The sequence below is a fragment of the Actinomadura kijaniata genome (assembly GCF_014138665.1).
Classification (GTDB): domain Bacteria; phylum Actinomycetota; class Actinomycetes; order Streptosporangiales; family Streptosporangiaceae; genus Spirillospora; species Spirillospora kijaniata.
The window spans coordinates 341,521-358,638 of the sequence record NZ_JACJIA010000001.1 but is presented as its reverse complement, the minus strand read 5'-3'; the positions used below and the strand labels follow the sequence as shown (position 1 = coordinate 358,638).

The following is a 17,118-nucleotide window of genomic DNA, read 5'->3' as shown; positions in this document are numbered from 1 at the left end:
CAGCAGCCGGTCGCGAGGCCGGTGTGGCTCGAAAAGAAGCACGGGGTTGAGCGGATGCGCGAAGGTCGCTGGACGACGGTCACGGAGTCCGAGTTCGACCATGAACGCCGCGGTCTGGAGACCATCCGCAAGCGGCTGCCGGACGCCGACCCCTGGTACGCCTGGGCCAACTTCACCTTCACCGCCGCCACCGGGCACGTGCGGCAGGTGGACCTGCTGGTGATCACACCCGGCGGCGTCCACATGGTCGAGCTGAAGCACTGGCACGGCCGCCTGACCTCCGAACGCGGAACCTGGGTGCAGACCACCCCCGGTGGTAGCCGCGTCTCCCACGGCAACCCCCTTCACCTGGTCGACCAGAAGGCCAAGGAGCTGGCCGGTCTCCTCGCCCAGAACGGCGTACGCGTCTGGGTCGGCGGCGAGGTCTGCATCACCAGCTCCGGCCTCCGGATGCAACTGCCCGTGGGTGACCAGCACGGTGTCCACACCACCGACGAGCTGGTGCGGATGCTCCACCGTCCCGCCCGCGACGACCGCCGCCGCATCGACGGCCCCCGCGCCAGAGCGATCAAAGCGGCGCTGGACCGGATCGGTATCCGCCGCAGCGACGCCGAGTTCAAGGTCGGGCCGTACCTGCTGGAACGCCGCTCGTTCGAGACCGGCCCGACGTGGGCCGACTACCTGGCCCGCCACAGTGAGCTGCACGAGATGGCGCGGGTCCGCATCTACCTGAGCGAGCGCGGCTCCGACGCGTCCATCCGCAAGTCGGTGGAGAACGCCGCCCGCCGCGAGGCCGCGGTCCTGCAACGGTTCCGCCACCCCGGCGTCGTGCAGCTCCGGCAGTACGACCCGTCCGGCCACTCCGCCGGCCCCGCCCTGATCTTCGACTACCACCCCGACACCCTGCGGCTGGACGAGTACCTGGTCCGCTACGGCGACAGGCTCGACGTTCTCGGCCGGATGGCCCTGGTCCGGCAGCTCGCCGAGACGATCCGGTCCGCCCACGCCAGCCGCATTCACCACCGCGCCCTGGCCGCCAACGCGGTGCACGTGATCCCCCGGCCCCGCCGACGTGGCGACACCCCCGCCGACGAGGACGCCCGCTGGCTGTCCCCGATCGTCCAGATCTCCGACTGGCAGATCGCGACCCAGCGCGCCGGGTCGGCGGGCTCGACCCGGTTCGCCCCGACCAGCCTGTCGGCGATCCACCTGTCCGACGACTCCGACGCCTACCTGGCCCCGGAGCTGACCGCCGTCAACCCCGACCCGGTCGCCCTCGACGTGTACGGACTGGGCGTCCTGACGTACCTGCTGGCCACGGGGCAGCCGCCCGCCGCCTCCCAGGCCGAGCTGCTGGCCCGGCTGGAGGCGGGCCAGGGCCTGCGTCCCAGCGCGATCGTCGACGGCCTGTCGGAGGACATCGACGAGCTGGTCCAGGCCGCCACCGCCTACGACCCGGGCCGCCGCCTGTCCACGGTGGACGAATTCCTGGACATGCTCGAATGCGTCGAGGACTGGCTGACCACTCCCAGCTCCGTCCCCGAGCCCGAACCGGCCCCCGCCCCGGAGAAGGACCCCCTCGACGCCGTTCCCGGCGACGTGCTGGCGGGCCGCTGGGAGGTGCGGCGGCGGCTGGGCACCGGCTCCACCAGCCGCGCCCTGCTGGTCCGCGACCGCAAGGCCGCCGAGCAGAACCCGAACGGCCGCTCCCTGGCGGTGCTGAAGGTCGCCCTGTCGGACGCCCGCGCCGCGATCCTGGCCCGCGAGGCGGAGATCATGCGGCGGCTGCGCGCCCACTCCGGCATGATCCGCCTGGTCGAGCCCGAACCACTGGTCATCGGGGGCCGCACCGCACTGGCCCTGGAGTACGTCGGTGACGAGCGCGTCGCCGACGACCAGCCCGGCAAGGGCACCCGCTACCGCCACGAGACCGTCGCCCGCCAGCTCCGCGAGCAGGGCCGCCTCCAGATCGACCAGCTCGAAGCGTACGGCGACTACCTGTTCGGCGCGGTCGACTTCCTGGAGGGCGAGGGCGTCTGGCACCGCGACATCAAGCCCGACAACATCGCCATCCGCGTCCGTCCCAACCGCACCCGCGAGCTGGTCCTCATCGACTTCTCGCTGGCGGGCTTCCCCGTGCAGCAGGCCGAGGCGGGCACCGAGGGCTACCTGGACCCGTTCATCGGCGGCCTGACCCGTTCGGTGTACGACGCGCACGCCGAGCGGTACGCCGTCGCCGTCACCCTGCACCAGATGGCCTCGGGCGAGCTGCCCAAGTGGGGCGACGGCAAAGTCTCGCCGCGCCAGCTCGATCCCGACGAGTGGCCCTACCCCACGATCGCGGCGGACGCGTTCGACCCGGCGATCCGCGACGCCCTGGTCGCGTTCTTCCGCAAGGCCCTGCACCGGGACGCCGCGAAGCGGTTCCGCGAGCTCAAGCCGATGCGGGACGCCTGGCGCAAAATCTTCCTGGAGCTGGCCGAGACCGCCCCCTCCACCGGCCACCCCAGCAAGCACGGCAGCCGCCACCCCGCCGGAACCGACGGCGGAGCCGACACCGGGGCCGCCGCGGGCATCGCCGACGCCGAGCCGGAGAGCGCCCAGCAGCAGCGCGACAAACTCGCCGCCCGCGCCACCCGCGACACGCACCTGTCGGCGGCGGGCCTGACCCCGGCCGCCGAGTCGTTCCTGTACGGCCTGGGCATCACCACGGTCGGCGAGCTGCTGGACTACAGCCAGCGCAACCTCGTCAACGCCCCCGGCTTGGGTGCCAAGACCCGCAGTGAGATCCAGAGCCGCCAGCGCCAGTGGGCCGAACGCCTCGGCCGCGCCCCGAAGTCGCCGCTCACCCCCGAGGGCCGCAAGGCCGCCGCCACGGAGCTGGACACCCTCCGCGAACCCGAGGCGGCGGCGATCGACTCGGCGGGAACGGGCGAGCACGCCGGTGCCCTGGCGGCGCGGACCCTGCGCACCGTCAGCCTCGACGCCCTCGCCACCCTGTTCGTGCCGAAGCTGAAGGCCGACGACTCCAACCGCAACGAGGTCGAGAGCACGCGGCTGCTGCTGCGGCTGCCCGACGACGGCGGCGCGCTGCCCGGCGTCCCCCTGTGGCCGACGCAGACGAAGGTCGCCGAGCCCCTCGGCATCTCCCAGGGCCACGTCTCGAAGATCCTCGGCGACCAGCGCAAGCGCTGGCGCAGGCTGCCCGCCGTCAAGGCGCTGCGCGAAGAGGTCCTGGAGCTGCTCGCCGACCTCGGCCGGATCGCGTCCGCCGTCGAGATCGCCGAAGCGCTCGTCCTGCGCCGGGGCACCCGGTACCCCGACCCCGCCCTGCGCGGCGCGCTCGGCCTGGCCGCCGTGCGCGTCGTGGTCGAAACCGAACAGGCCGACCCGGAGAACCGCCGTTTCACCCACCAGCCCAACCGCGACGCCGACGGCAACGCCACCAACGGCGGCCTGCTGGCGCTGGAGGTCGGCGACGACGACGCCCCCGACACGCCCTCGGCCCCCGGCCTGCTCGACTACGCCCAGAGCCTGGGAAGGAAGGCCGACAAGCTCGCCCGCCTCGACGCCCTCCCTACGGCCTCGACCGTGCTGAACGAGCTCGGCGCGGTCCCTCCCCCGTCCGGCACCATCGACTGGGACGAACGCCGTCTCGTCGCGATCGCCGTCGCCGCCGCCAAGAACGCCGCCGCCACTCCCCGGCTGGAGATCTACCCCCGCGACCTGCCGCTGGTGCGGGCGCTGCGCCTGACCCAGGCGGGCCTGGTCCGATGGGTCCCCGAACTCGCCGAGAAGCACCAGCCCGGCCTGCCCACCGAGGACGTCCACAAGCGCGTCCTCACGCGTTTCCCCCAGTTCAACGACGACGGCGACCGCCTGCCCACCGGCGCACCGCTGACCAAGGCGCTGCGCGAGGCGGGCTTCGACCTCACCCTGTCCAAGCGCGAGGACACCGGCACCCACCGGTACCTGCCGACCAAACGCGACGACGTCTCCGACTACATCGGCCTGTCAGCCGACCGCCGCTCCACCCGACGGGGCGCCGCCACCCGCTACTCCGAGAACCCGGACCTGGCCGCCGCCGGAGAGGCGGAGGAGCGCTTGGATGCCTCGGCCCACCGCGACGGTTTCCGCGTCCTGACGGTCCGTGCGGGCCGCAGCGAGAACGCCGTCATCGAACTGGCGACCCGCTTCGACGCCGAACCGCTGTCGATGACCGCCCTGTTCCTGACGACCATGCACGACCTGATCCCACCGAACGGCAAGCCGACCTGGGAGACCATCCTGCGCGCCGACATCGCCGAGCCGGGCACCCGCGCGGCGGCGAAGTTCAGCGAGTACGTGCGCACGGCGTGGGGCCGCATGGAGCCGGTCGTTCGCGAACGCCTTGCGGCGGGCACGGCATCGGGCGGCCCACTGCTGCTGACCGACGCCACGGTCTTCGCGCGCTACCAGGCGATGGGCGTGCTGACGTCCCTGGCGGAGACGGCCCGCCTGGGCGGCCGGGGCCTGTGGCTGCTGTGCCCGCAGAACGACCCGTTCCGCGAACCCCGCCTCGCCACCCAGGCCATCCCGTATCAGGAAGCGCTGGGCGAGTGGATTCGGATCCCGGACTCCTGGGTCGAGAACCAGCACCGTGCGGCCTGACCAGTCGCGGCTCCAGCCCACCAACGTCACGAGCCCTCGGCCAACCTCCGGCCGAGGGCTCGCGCGACGTCGTCGGGGGCGTCAGGTGAGGTCGTGCTCACCGCTCTTCACACGGCGAGCGAACGAACGCCAACCATCGGGGCCGAGCAGCAGGTGAGGCCCGTCAGGACTCTTGGAGTCCCGCACCCCGATGTTTCCTACGAGGCACGCAACTTCTACACAGTCGCTTTGGCCTCCGTACGTGCCTCCGCTGCGGCTGGACTTGCGCCAAACGGGAGTCAATGGAAAGCCTCCATGATTCGCTTGATCAGCTCGGTCGAGGCGTCGACGGGCAGTGCGTGATCGCTGATGCGATCGAACCGCTGCCGGAACAAACGTACCTCTGCCGGGTCCGTTACCAGTCTCCCGCCTCCGGTCGCCTCGGTATAGACCACCTCGCTGTTCCCGGTGGTCATGATCTTGAACGAGCCGTCCCGGCCGATGTGCGCTCCCGCACTCCGGGGAACGACCCGGAAGGTGGTCTTCGGATGTTCCGCGTGCTCCAGGAGCGCGCTCAACTGCTCGCGCATGACCTCCGGCCCGCCCACCGGTTGATCGAGAGTCCCCTGGTCGAGGATGACACGCATCGCGGGACGAGGCTTGCGACCCAGCAACGCCTGTCGCTTCGTACGGTACGCGATGTGCTCGTCGACGTTCTCCCATCCGGCTGACTCGAACACGGCTCGCATGTACGCCTCGGTCTGGAACAACCCTGGAATCCAGGCCAGCTCCCAGATCCGCACCTCTGAGGCCCGCGCCTCAGCCTCAAGGTTCGCCTTGAACCATTCGGCGTTATGGCCTGACCGGGCGAAACCGACCAGGCAGGTGAACAGCCAGTCGGTCTTCCACTCCTGGTCGAGGAGCTTAGCGTGTCGCGGCTGAAGCCTCATCCCACCGGATTCAAGGCGCGAAACACTTGATCTATCAAGATCGAGAATTCGCGCCAGCGCAGCCCCAGAGAGATTGCGTTCCTCTCGATGTCTTCGCAGTTGAACGGCGATGAGGTCCCACAGGGATTCGGACGGGTCGAGCGAGTCTCGGGCACTCATCGCGCACTCCTCCTCGTTGCATTTCGCGAGCGAACGTAGCGAAAGTAACCCACCGTGTTCATGCTTGTACGGAGAACCAAGAGACATGGAAGGCCGATCATGGACACGTGTCGCCGCTCCGAGGACCGTCAGCTAGATCTTCTTAGAAGCGAATTCACCGGGCATCGCATTTGGCGATCAATCCGGTGGGACGGTCAATTCGGCGACTGGGTGGCGAGCCTCCACGATCCGGACGCCGGGGTGGACCCGACGGTCATCTGCTCGGACGCCGCGACGCTGCGCGAGACCTTGATCAAGGAAGCGCGCCGGGCCGCCGCACGCAGGGGGCTCCGGTGAGAGAACGGGCGCAACACGATCCCGCTCACCCACCGGAGGGGGCCGCTTCCCCGTCTGCGGCCCCTTGGGGGGAGGTGAGAGCGGCGCGTCCGGGAAGCGTCCCCCCGGGCGTCCCGGCCGCGCCGCTCCACCGCACACCCCCGATCGCCACGCCCCTCGAACGGGCACGCGAGGCAGCCATCACCCGCGTCCAGGAACGCTTCCCCGGCGTCCACGCCTGGTGGGGGAGGTCCACGAACCGCTGGTGGGCCTACGTACCCACCAACCAATGCGGTCGTCTACTGGAGTCCGATTCTCTCGACGATTTGATGGTAGCGATTAGCAAGTGCGCGCCATTCATCACCTATGAGCAGGGGCAATCATGGACAAACCGGTAACCCGTTGGGTCCCTCTCGACGTGTGCAGCGGCATCGTGGAGCAGACCATTCGCGAAACACTCGACGGGCGCTTCTTCAGGGGCACTGTGGAAGAGGTTCTGTACCTGGCCCGCCGCAAGGTCGAAGAGCTGTGGAACGAGCTGGAACAGGCCGAAGGCCCTCCATCTCGATTTGGCTGAGGTTCCCAGATGCCGACTGCCGCATCCGTCACCAATCGTTAACCTATGACGTGGAAGCCCCCCATTCCACAGGTGATCGGACGGTTCGCGTGATCGATCGCAAGGCTCTGCTCGCTGACTTGAAGAAGCAGGTCCTAGCCCTTGACAGCGACCTAAAACAGCAGGTCAAAGCACTCCCCGAAATAAATGAAAGGCTTCGCGCCGAGTACGGCCAGGCCCGCAGGATCGGCCGGACGGCGGCCACGTGGAACTCCTGGCTGGACGAACGGATCACGCAGGTCGCCGTGGCATGGGTCCTCGGTACGGTCTTCGTCCGCTTCACCGAGGACAACGGCCTCATCCCCGAGCCCTACCTCGCCGCTCCCGATCCCGAGCGCCACGGCCTGGCCCGCGCCCGTTACGAGGCGTACGTCGAAGAGGACGACGACCCGACCTACCGAGGCTGGCTCGAACGCGCCTTCGCGGAACTGGGCGCGGGCCAGGCCGGGAAGCTGCTCTTCAACCGGGACCACAACCCGCTGTACCAGATCCCGATCAGCCACGACGCCGCAGGCGCGCTCATCACGTTCTGGCAGACCCGGACCGAAGAAGGCTCCCTGGTCCACGACTTCACCGACCCGCTGAACGAGGACGGCACCGAAGGCTGGGACACCCGTTTCCTCGGCGACCTGTACCAGGATCTCTCCGAAGCGGCCCGCTCGACCTACGCACTGCTCCAGACGCCGGAGTTCGTCGAGGAGTTCATCCTCGACCGCACCATGGAACCGGCCCTCCGCGAGTTCGGTCACGAAGACTTCAAGATGATCGACCCGACCTGCGGCTCGGGTCACTTCGTCCTGGGAGCCTTCCGCCGCCTCCTCCACCGCTGGCAGGACAAGCCTCTCGGCCGCGACCGAGCCGAACAGGTCCGAGAGGCTCTCAAGTCGGTCCACGGCGTGGACATCAACCCGTTCGCCATCGCCATCGCCCGCTTCCGCCTACTGGTCGCCGCGATGGCCGCCGCGAACATCCGCACCCTGGCCGAGGCGTCCAAGTACGAGTGGCCCATCAACCTGGCCATCGGCGACTCCCTCATCAAGGCCCGCCAACTCGAACTGACCCTCATCGAAGATAAAACCGGCGACCCCCTCGCTGAATTCACCTATGCCACCGAGGACATCCACGAGTTCCCTGGCATCCTGGAACCAGGCCGCTACCACGCCGTCGTAGGGAACCCTCCTTATATCACGGTGCAGGATAAAAAACTTAACGAGCTGTACCGTGAGCTCTACGACGCCTGCGCAGGAACGTATGCACTATCAGTACCGTTCGCCCAGCGCTTCTTCGAGTTGGCCAAGAACGGTGACAATGAAGGAAATTATGGCAGGGCAGGGCAAATTACGTCCAATTCCTTCATGAAACGCGAGTTCGGCACGAAGCTTGTCGAAGATTACTTCTCCCATAAAGTCGAGCTTACTGAAGTTATTGACACCTCGGGCGCCTACATACCCGGACACGGGACTCCGACTGTAATACTAATTGGAACTCGACGTTCAGAAAGCGCCCGCTCCTTGACCATTCGGACGATCCGGAGCATCCAGGGAGAACCCGCCGCACCCGCCAACAATGAGGTTGGCTTTGTTTGGAGCGCCATCGTCGATCAGATCGATCGCCCAGGTTCAGTAAGCAACTGGGTCTCTTGCGAGGACCTCAGCCGCGAACGACATTTCGCCAAGCAGCCATGGGTTCTTGCCGACGGTGGCATCGAAATGCTCGATAAAATCAGCGAAAAAAGCACAGCAAAAATGAGCAATGAAATCAGCCCTCCGATAGGGCGAGCCATTCGAGCTGGGGCAGACGAAGCATACATACGACCCAGGCGAAAAAGCTATCGCACCTTCTGCGACAAGAAAGCACTACGCCCTCTGATCGTGGGCGAAATCATTCGCGACTGGAGCGCCAACCCAGCGGATAATATCTGGTTCCCTTACGTCGAAGGCATAAAATTTCAGGATCTCCAGCGCGAACTCTGGCCGCTGCGACGAAACCTCGAAGTACGGCGAACATTCAAAGGGAATATGGCAGACGCGGGCCTTTCTTGGTGGGACTATATGCAGTACACATCGTCTGCATACAAAACCCCACTTTCCATCACGTTTGCTTTTGTAGCTACACACAATCAATTTTCTCTCGATCGAGGGGGGAATGTATTCAAGCAGTCCGCACCAGTAATCAAACTACCCGAGGATGTAGGCGAAGAAGAATACGTACAGCTACTTGGGCTCCTCAACAGCTCCATGGCCTGTTTCTGGCTCAAGATGGTTAGCTATCCAAAGGGGGGCGACCCTATGGGTGGCGAAGGCGCACGCGTCAGCGCTCATCCCTGGTCTGATCGATACGAATTCACCGGAGGAAACCTCCAAAATTTCCCCCTTCCCAAATTTTTCCCTACATCGCTGGCCGCAGCACTGGATAAGCTCGCGCAGAAGTTTTCTGACATCCTCCCGTCCGCAGTCGCAGCTTCTACTGTTCCTACAGCCACGACTCTTCGAGAGGCAGCGGCAAACTGGATCTCCCTTCGAAAGCAAATGATCGCTCTCCAAGAAGAGCTGGACTGGCAGGTCTATTCCATCTACGGGCTTCACCCCGAGGACCTGCGTGCTCCTGAGGAGGACGTTCCCGAGCTGGCGCTTGGCGAGCGGGCCTTTGAGATCGTGCTTGCGCGTCGCGTCGCTAACGGTGAAGCCTCCGACGAGTGGTTCAAGCGGCACGGGTCCACGCCCATCACCGAGATTCCCTCGCACTGGTCTGAGTCCTACAAGCAGGTCGTGCAGAAGCGGATCGACGCCATTGAGTCCTCCCGTGCCATCGGGATGATCGAGCGGCCTGAGTACAAGCGGCGTTGGGCCACCGAGGGGTGGGACTCCCTCCAGCAGAAAGCCTTGCGTTCCTGGCTGCTTGACCGCATCGAGAAGCGGGAGCACTGGTTCGACGAGAACGACATGCCCGTTCTCGTCACGCTCTCCCGGCTCATCGACATGCTCTCCCGCGACGACGACTTCGTTTCCGTGGCCAGGCTGTACCGGCCGCACGAGGAGCTTCCCCAGGTCGTCGCCGAACTGATGGCTGACGAGCATGTGCCGTTCCTCCCGGCCCTCCGTTACAAACCCTCCGGGCTCAGGAAGCGCGCCGACTGGGAGCACGTCTGGGACCTCCAGCGACAGGAGGACGCCGAGACCGACGAGATGGCCAAGCGTCGAATCCGGGACTCCATCCCGACGCCGCCCAAGTACACCTCGGCCGACTTCCTCAAGCCCTCGTACTGGCGGGCTCGGGGCAAGCTCGACGTTCCCAAGGAACGCTTCATTTCCTACCCGACGGCTCTCTCCGGGCAGCCGCAGCTCTTCGGCTGGGCCGGGTGGGATCACCGGGAGCAGGCGCAGGCGCTCGCGACCTACTTCACCAACCAGGCCCTGCCGACTGAAGAGATCACGCCATTCCTCGCTGGGCTCCTGGAGCTCCAGCCGTGGCTGAACCAGTGGCATGACGAGTTCGACCCGCTTTACAGCGGTTCACCCGCCGCGTTCTTCAGCAACTACCGGCAGCAGGTCCAGGGCGAGCACGGCCTGACCGACGACGACCTGCGCAAGTGGCGGCCGAAGCCGTCCGCGCGCGGTCGGAAGGCCGCCAGCAAGTAATCACCGGACAGCGCAACGACAGGGGACGACCGATGGCACAGCAGCCGCCGCTGCTCCGCGAGGTCATCGACATCAAGGCGAGCATCTCCACCTCGGACTACGTGCTGCGCCTCGCCGAGGCGACCACGCCCGAGGGGGCCGAACGCGCTCTCCAGCACTACGTGGTCACCGACCGACTGCGGGACAACTTCAACGAGGCCCTCGACCTCATCAGGTCGGCGGTGGACGGGCACGCGTCCAAGGCCGCCTACCTGCACGGCTCGTTCGGTTCCGGTAAGTCGCATTTCATGGCGGTGCTGTACGCGCTGCTGTCGGGCAACCCGGCCGCGACCGGGCGGCCCGAGTTCGACCCGGTGCTGACCCGGCACGAGTGGTTGCAGACCGACGGCAAGAAGTTCCTGCTGGTGCCGTACCACATGCTCGACGCCAAGTCGCTGGAGCAGCGGGTGCTGGGCCGGTACGTCGAGTACATCAGGCAGCTCCACCCGGACGCGCCGACGCCGCAGGTGTACCGCAGTGACGCGCTGTTCGCCGACATCCGCAGACTGCGCGCGCAGATGGGCGACGAGGCCGTCATCAATGGTCTCGGCAGCGACGACGACGAGTGGGGCGAGCCGTTCCCCTGGACGTCCGAACTGCTCGACCGGGCCCTGGCCGCCGAAGAGGCTTACGAAGACCACAACAAGCTGAACCTGGTGAACCCCACCACTCCCAGGGAGTTGCGGGCCAAGCTGATCCAGGACGCCTCCACCCACCTGCTGCCCGGGTTCGCGCAGAACGCGGCCGAGGACGAGAACGGGTTCATCTCGCTCGACAAGGGCCTGTCGGTCATCGCCGAGCACGCCAAGTCGCTCGGCTATGACGGGCTGGTCCTGTTCCTGGACGAGCTGGTGCTGTGGCTCGCCACGATGATCCACGACCAGAAGCTCGTGGCCCGCGAGGCCGGGAAGATCACCAACTTCGTGGAGGGCGGGGACGCGCGCCGCGCGATCCCGGTGGTGTCGTTCATCGCCCGCCAGCGCGACCTGCGCGAGCTGGTCGGCGAGGGCGCGTCGGCAGGCGCGGCCGAGGCCGCCGTCCAGGACACCCTGAACCTGGCGTCCGGCCGCTTCGACAAGATCACGCTGGAGGACCGCAACCTCCCGCAGATCGCCCACGCCCGCCTGCTCAAGCCCAAGGACGCCGAGGCGGCCCGGCTGGTCGACGAGGCGTTCGAGCGGACCAAGCGGCTCGGCCCCAACGTCTGGGACACGCTGCTGGGCTCCGACAAGAGCACCACCGGGGCCGACGAGGAGTCGTTCCGGCTCAGCTACCCGTTCTCCCCCGCGTTCATGGACACCCTCGTCCACATCTCCTCGGCGCTCCAGCGGTCCCGTACCGGCCTGAAGCTGATGGGCGAGCTGCTCGCCGACAACCGCGACCACCTGCGGCTGGGCGAGCTGATCGCGCTCGGCGACCTGTACCCGGTGCTCACCAAGGGCGGCGACAAGCCGTTCGTGGACGACATGAAGGTGGTGTTCGCCGCCGCCGACAAGCTCTACCGCACCAAGCTGCGCCCCTACCTGCTGAACTCCAAGGAGCTGACCGAGGACGACGTGCAGCGGTACCTGCACGATCCCACCTCGATCACCGATCCGCGCCTGCGGGAACGGTGCAGGTCGTTCGTCGGCGACCACCGTCTGGTCTGCACGCTGCTGCTGTCGGCGCTCGCGCCGAGCGTCCCCGCGCTGAACGACCTGACGATCCGGCGGCTGGCCGCGCTCAACCACGGCTCGGTCGTCGCGCCGATCCCCGGCAGCGAGGTCGGGATCATCTCCGGCAAGATCGACGAGTGGGCGGCCCGGTTCCCCGAGATCAAGAAGACCGGCACGGCCGCCAACCCGGGCGTTCGGCTGGAGCTGACCGGCGTGGACGTGGACTCGATCATCGAGAACGCCCGCGTCAACAACAATCCCGGCAACCGCGCCGCGCTGGCCCGCCGGCTGCTGATCGAGGAGCTGGGAGTCACCCACACCGAGGGGCGGTTCGGCGGCGACGAGCTGAACTTCGTCTGGAAGGGCACCGAGCGCACCGCCGAGGTCGTCTTCGGGAACGTGGCCGAGGTGGACGAGCTCCCCGACCACGACCTGGTCCCGCAGATCGAGGGACGGTGGCGGATCGTGGTGGACCTGCCGTTCGACGAGGGCAACTACGGGCCCGTCGAGGACGTCAACCGGATGGTGGGTCTCCGGGAACGGCAGGGCGAGCCCGCGCGCACCGTTGCGTGGCTGCCCACGCACCTGTCGGCGCAGCGCTACGAGGACTTCCAGCGTCTCGTCATCATCGACCGTGCCCTGGCCGACGAGCAGCGGTTCGCCACCCAGTACGCCGCCGGGATGAACGCCGACAAGCGCGAGCGCGCCAAGGGCTTGTTGGAGAGCCAGCGCGAAGCGCTGCTCAAGCAGGTCAAGGACGCGTTCAAGCAGGCGTACGGGCTCAAGCCCAAGGAGCCCGCGCACGTCGACACCGGCTTCGACCAGCACCTCGTGCCGCTGCCCGACCTGCCCGCGCTGAAGGTGGAGTTCGGGCAGTCGATGCGGGACGCGATCCGGCACGTCGCGGGGCAACTGCTGGAGTTCCAGTTCCCAGCGCACCCCGACCTGGACCCCGACCGCACCGGTGCGCCCGTGAGGCCGTCCGAGGCCAGGACGGTGTTCGGGCACGTGCGCGCGGCGGCCGAGTCGCCCCGGGACCAGGCCGAGATCCCCGCCAAGGACCGCAAGATCATGGCGCGGCTGGTGGGGCCGCTGGGCCTCGGCACGCAGAAGGAGGCGTACTTCACGCTGTCGCACCAGTGGGCCGACCACTTCCGGCTGATGGCCCGCACCGAGGGCGTCACCGGCGGCCTCAGCCTCATCCGGCTGCGGGACTGGATCGACCGGCCGCAACCGCGTGGGCTGCCGGACTTCCTGGCGGACCTGATCGTGGCGTCGTTCGCCGAGATGGACGACCGGATCTGGGTGCGCCACGGCACTCCCCTGACGCCCGCCCCCGAGCCGCACCAGGTCAAACCCGGCGACACGCTACGCACCCAGCCGTTGCCGAGCGAGCGGGACTGGGAGACCGCCAGGGAACGGTACGAGCTGCTGTTCGGCAAGCCCGCGCCGACGCTGCGGCGCGGCCGGATGGTGAACCAGTTCGCCCGGCAGATCACCGAGGCCGCCCGGTCCCACCGGAGCGCGGCCGAGGACCTGGTCGGCCAGTTGGAGCAGCACGCCGCGTTCCTCCGCTTGAATGAAACCGAGGAGGCCGGACGGCTCCAGATCGCGCGCCGCTCGGTGGAGTTGCTGAAGGCGTTGGAGTCCGCCGGTGACGGCGGCGCGGGGGCGAAGAGGACCATCGAGGCGCTGGCGCGTTTCGACCTGGACCAGATGAACGCCGACCGGTACGGAACGTCGATCAAGCGCGCTCACGACGTCGCGCAGGCGCTCGCGGGCGCGTCCTGGGACGTCATCGCCCTCGCCGAAGGGCAGGGGGCCGAGGGTGCGGCGCTGCTGGAGTCGCTGCGCGGCATCGCCCGCGTCGACCAGCGGACCGCCGACCTGATCGCGGCGCTGGACGAGACCCGGCGCGGGGTCACCGAACTGATCAGAAAGAACCAGCGGACGGACCCGAGCCCGACTCCGCCCGCCCCTCAGCCCGCTCCCGACAACCCAGACGGGATCGACCTGACGGGCGGCTCCGTCCACCCGCCCGTTCCGGACGGCCAGTCCGGCGGAGACAGCGGCACCGGCCCGGCTCCCACCCCCAAGCAGGGCAAGCGTCAGACTAAGGCAGCCAACGCGGCGACCGAGCTGGGCCAAGAGCTGGAGAAGCTCCCCCCTGACGCCACCATCGAGATCACCTGGCGGGTCCTGGACCGATGACCGTCACCGACACCAGCACCGGTACCGGCGCGATGCGGCTGACCGCCGCGACCGTCGCCCAGTACCTCACGACGCGCAGCAAGCACCTGACCGAACCACCGAAACGGCGGGTCGTGCTGCTGCGTTCGGTTCCTGACTGGGACGGCCCGGCCGAACTTCCCTGGGGCTCCGGACAGCGTGCCCGGGTCGTGGCCGCGCCGTCCCCATTGGCGATCCACGAGCTGGTGCTCGACCACCTCGCCCCGAACGCCGACGATCCGCCGCTCCTGGTGGTGCTGACCGACCGGGAGGAGGGCGAGCTCGACCCGGCGATCCTCGCCCGCGTGCACGGCAAGCGGATCAAGACGGTGGACAGCTGGGGCGTCGTGGCCGAGGCGTTCGGGGCCGAGCAGGTCGACCAGCGGCTGCGTGCGGCGGGCTGGGCCGCCGAGGCGCTGCTCGACGCGACCCCGCCGGGCGGCTGGCCGAGGATCGCCGGGAAGGTCCTGTCGCGGGACACCGCGTTGTCGTCGTTGGCGCTGCGACGGCTGCGGCTGGGTCGTTACGACACCGACCGCTCCACATCCGCCACGGCCGAGCCCGGCGACGACCGGCTCGACACGCACGCGCTGCTGCGTTGGACACTCGTCTCGGGTGCTCCGGAGCGGCTACGGAGCCTGCGCGGCCCCGAACGCGAAGGGCTGATCGACTTCCTTGGTGAGGAGGAGCGGGCGGGGGCTGCCGGACGGGTCCTGTGCGCGCTCGTGGAGGCCGAGCACGGGGCCGACGCGGTCCCGTTCGGGTTGCTGTGCGCGGCGTTGTGGCTGGACTCCCCCGACGACATGGCGGTCTATCAGGCGCGGGGTCGGGTCGAACGCTGGCTGGGCGACCCGCCGCCGGTCACCGGCGAAGCTCTGGACCTGTTCGTCGGCAAGTTCGGGCGGGACTGCCAGGAGTTCGTGACCGCGCTGCTGGCCGTGGGCCGCACCGACCCCGACGGCGAGCATGGGCGCGAAGCCCGGCGCGTTACCGACAAGGTGCTGGGCCGGGCCGGCGAGCTGGCCCGGCAGTTCGGCGTCGAGCAGCAGACCCGTCACAGCGCGGTGCTGCCCGCCGGTCTGGCCGAACGCTTCACCGCCATGGGCGAGACGCTGGCGACGGGGGACCTGGCGACGATCCGGGAACGGCTCCGGGCGTTGCGGAAGCACGAGCTGGGCGACGACCACGACGCCCGTGTCCGGATCAAGCGGGTGGAGATGGCGGCGCGGCTGGTCCGCTGGCTCGCCACCGAGCCCGCCACCGATCTTCCCACCGTCGCCGCCGCGATCGACCGGCACGTCACCGAGACCGGCTGGGTCGACCAGGCCCTCGACCACATCGAGGCGGGCGGCGACTCCGACCCGGCCCTGCGCGGCGCCTACGACGCGATCGCCGGGCGGGTCCGCGAGCGCCGCAGGCTGATCGACCGTTCGTTCGCGCGGGTCCTGGCCGGGTGGACGGCGGCGGGGACCGAGCCCGGATCGATGCTGACCGTGGAGACGTTCCTGCCACGCGTCGTCAAACCGGTCGTGGCCGGCAAGACCGGGCGGCGAGTGCTGCTGCTGGTGCTGGACGGGCTGAGCGCGGCCATCGCCGCCGAACTCGCCGAGGAGCTGCGCCGCGACTGGGCCGAGTACGACCCGGTGCCCGGCTCCCCCAGCACGCAGCCCCGCCGCCGTGCCATGGCCGCAGCCCTACCCACCCTGACCGCGGTGTCGCGCACGTCGTTGCTGGCCGCTGCCCTGATGAAGGGCTCGCAGGCCGACGAGAAGCGGCTGTTCCCCGCGCACCGGTTCTGGAACGGGGCGCCCGCCGCCGTTTTCCACAAGGACGACCTGCGCGGCGAGACTCCCGGCTCACCGTTCGGACAGGCATTGACCGACGCGCTGGAGGACGGAGACACCCACATCGCGGTCGTGCTGAACACCGTCGATGACCGGCTCGCCAAGGAGCAGAAGCTCGGTGACGCCACCTGGCGGCTCGACGACGTCGGCAAGCTCCGCGAGCTGTTGCGGGAGGCCGCCAACCGGAGCATGGCGGTACTGCTGACCAGCGACCACGGACACGTGGTGGACCGGCGCGGCGTCAAGGCCGCTGGGGAGAACGTCGCGTCAGCACGACACCGGCTGCCGGGTGGACCTGTCGCCGACGCCGAGGTCGAGCTGTCGGGGCCGCGTGTGGTCGTCGACGCGCCCGGCGGACGGATCGTGGCGCTGTGGGACCGGGACGCCCGGTACACGGCGCAGAAGGCGGGTTATCACGGCGGCGCGGCGCTGGCGGAGTTCGCGATCCCGGTGCTGGCGTTCCTGCCGTTCAACGCCGAGCATCCACCGAAGGGCTGGCGGGAACTGGGCGACCAGCGCCCCGCCTGGTGGCGTCTGGAGGAGGAGCCGCAGCCGCTCGCCCGCACCACGGACACGCCGGTCCCGGCCACGGTTCGGAAACCGTCGCGGCCGGTCAAGGAGAGCCCGTCGTCGGAAGCGTTGTTCGACCTGGAACCACAGCCGCAGCAATCCCCGCAGGTCTCGCAGGACGCCCGGCCGCAGACCGCCGAGGCCGCGCTCGTCGCCGTGCTGCTCTCGTCGGAGACCTTCCAGAGCCAGGTGGGGCTGCTGGCCCGCAAGCCGCCCATGGACAAGGTCGAGGCCGCGCTGCTGGCGCTGCTGGAGTCCGGCACGCTGCCCGTCACCGCCCTCGCCCAGCGCGTCAGCTATCCGACCCTGCGGGCCAACAGCTTCGCCGCCATCCTCGGACAGCTCCTCAACTACGAGGGCGTCCCGGTCCTGGAAACCCTGCCCGACGGGCGCACGCTGCGGCTGAACGTGACGTTGCTGCGCGAGCAGTTCGGCCTGCTGTGACCGGGCGGATGGGACACTGATGCATGTGAG

General features: G+C 68.6%; 7 protein-coding genes. 5 read left to right on the top strand and 2 right to left on the bottom strand.

Annotated elements, in window-relative coordinates; translation table 11 throughout:
• Window positions 1-54: 54 nt before the first annotated feature.
• Window positions 55-4,650 (top strand): BREX system serine/threonine kinase PglW, encoded by a 4,596-nt coding sequence (pglW, locus tag HNR61_RS01595; protein WP_182841323.1) that lies wholly within the window; start codon window positions 55-57, stop codon window positions 4,648-4,650.
• An 81-nt stretch (window positions 4,651-4,731) separates the two neighbouring features.
• On the opposite strand, the gene HNR61_RS46610 is transcribed toward pglW, so the two are convergent.
• Together HNR61_RS46610 and HNR61_RS46605 are read right to left on the bottom strand one after the other, a co-directional pair.
• The gene (locus HNR61_RS46610; RefSeq protein WP_220508850.1) at window positions 4,732-4,932 is read right to left on the bottom strand and encodes a DUF397 domain-containing protein; all 201 of its coding nucleotides are present in this window, start codon (window positions 4,930-4,932) and stop codon (window positions 4,732-4,734) included.
• Entirely contained in the window at window positions 4,929-5,738 is an 810-nt protein-coding gene (locus tag HNR61_RS46605; RefSeq protein WP_220508849.1) for a helix-turn-helix domain-containing protein, read from the bottom strand. Before HNR61_RS46605 ends, HNR61_RS46610 begins: the two co-directional genes overlap by 4 nt.
• Window positions 5,739-6,435: 697 nt before the next feature.
• On the opposite strand from HNR61_RS46605, the gene HNR61_RS47230 reads away from it, so the two are divergent.
• From HNR61_RS47230 to pglZ, 4 genes are all read left to right on the top strand, one after another.
• Window positions 6,436-6,630, top strand: coding sequence for a hypothetical protein (locus HNR61_RS47230; protein ID WP_182841322.1), 195 nt, complete (start codon window positions 6,436-6,438; stop codon window positions 6,628-6,630).
• Window positions 6,631-6,719: 89 nt separating this feature from the next.
• Complete coding sequence (pglX, locus tag HNR61_RS01580; protein ID WP_182841321.1) at window positions 6,720-10,307, top strand: BREX-2 system adenine-specific DNA-methyltransferase PglX; 3,588 nt, start codon at window positions 6,720-6,722, stop codon at window positions 10,305-10,307.
• A 32-nt stretch (window positions 10,308-10,339) separates the two neighbouring features.
• Window positions 10,340-14,212: a BREX-2 system ATPase PglY gene (gene pglY / locus HNR61_RS01575; protein ID WP_182841320.1), complete on the top strand. Its 3,873-nt coding sequence runs from the start codon at window positions 10,340-10,342 to the stop codon at window positions 14,210-14,212.
• The gene (gene pglZ, locus HNR61_RS01570; RefSeq protein WP_182841319.1) at window positions 14,209-17,088 is read left to right on the top strand and encodes a BREX-2 system phosphatase PglZ; all 2,880 of its coding nucleotides are present in this window, start codon (window positions 14,209-14,211) and stop codon (window positions 17,086-17,088) included. The genes pglY and pglZ overlap by 4 nt, the downstream gene beginning before the upstream one ends.
• The last annotated feature ends 30 nt before the right edge of the window (window positions 17,089-17,118 follow it).

What these genes read in the sequence shown, in the direction of transcription:
- pglZ (WP_182841319.1), top strand. Translation starts at nt 14,209, where the DNA reads ATGACCGTCACCGACACCAGCACCGGTACCGGCGCGATGCGGCTGACC.
- HNR61_RS46605 (WP_220508849.1), bottom strand. Translation starts at nt 5,738, where the DNA reads ATGAGTGCCCGAGACTCGCTCGACCCGTCCGAATCCCTGTGGGACCTC.
- pglY (WP_182841320.1), top strand. Translation starts at nt 10,340, where the DNA reads ATGGCACAGCAGCCGCCGCTGCTCCGCGAGGTCATCGACATCAAGGCG.
- pglW (WP_182841323.1), top strand. Translation starts at nt 55, where the DNA reads ATGCGCGAAGGTCGCTGGACGACGGTCACGGAGTCCGAGTTCGACCAT.
- HNR61_RS47230 (WP_182841322.1), top strand. Translation starts at nt 6,436, where the DNA reads ATGGACAAACCGGTAACCCGTTGGGTCCCTCTCGACGTGTGCAGCGGC.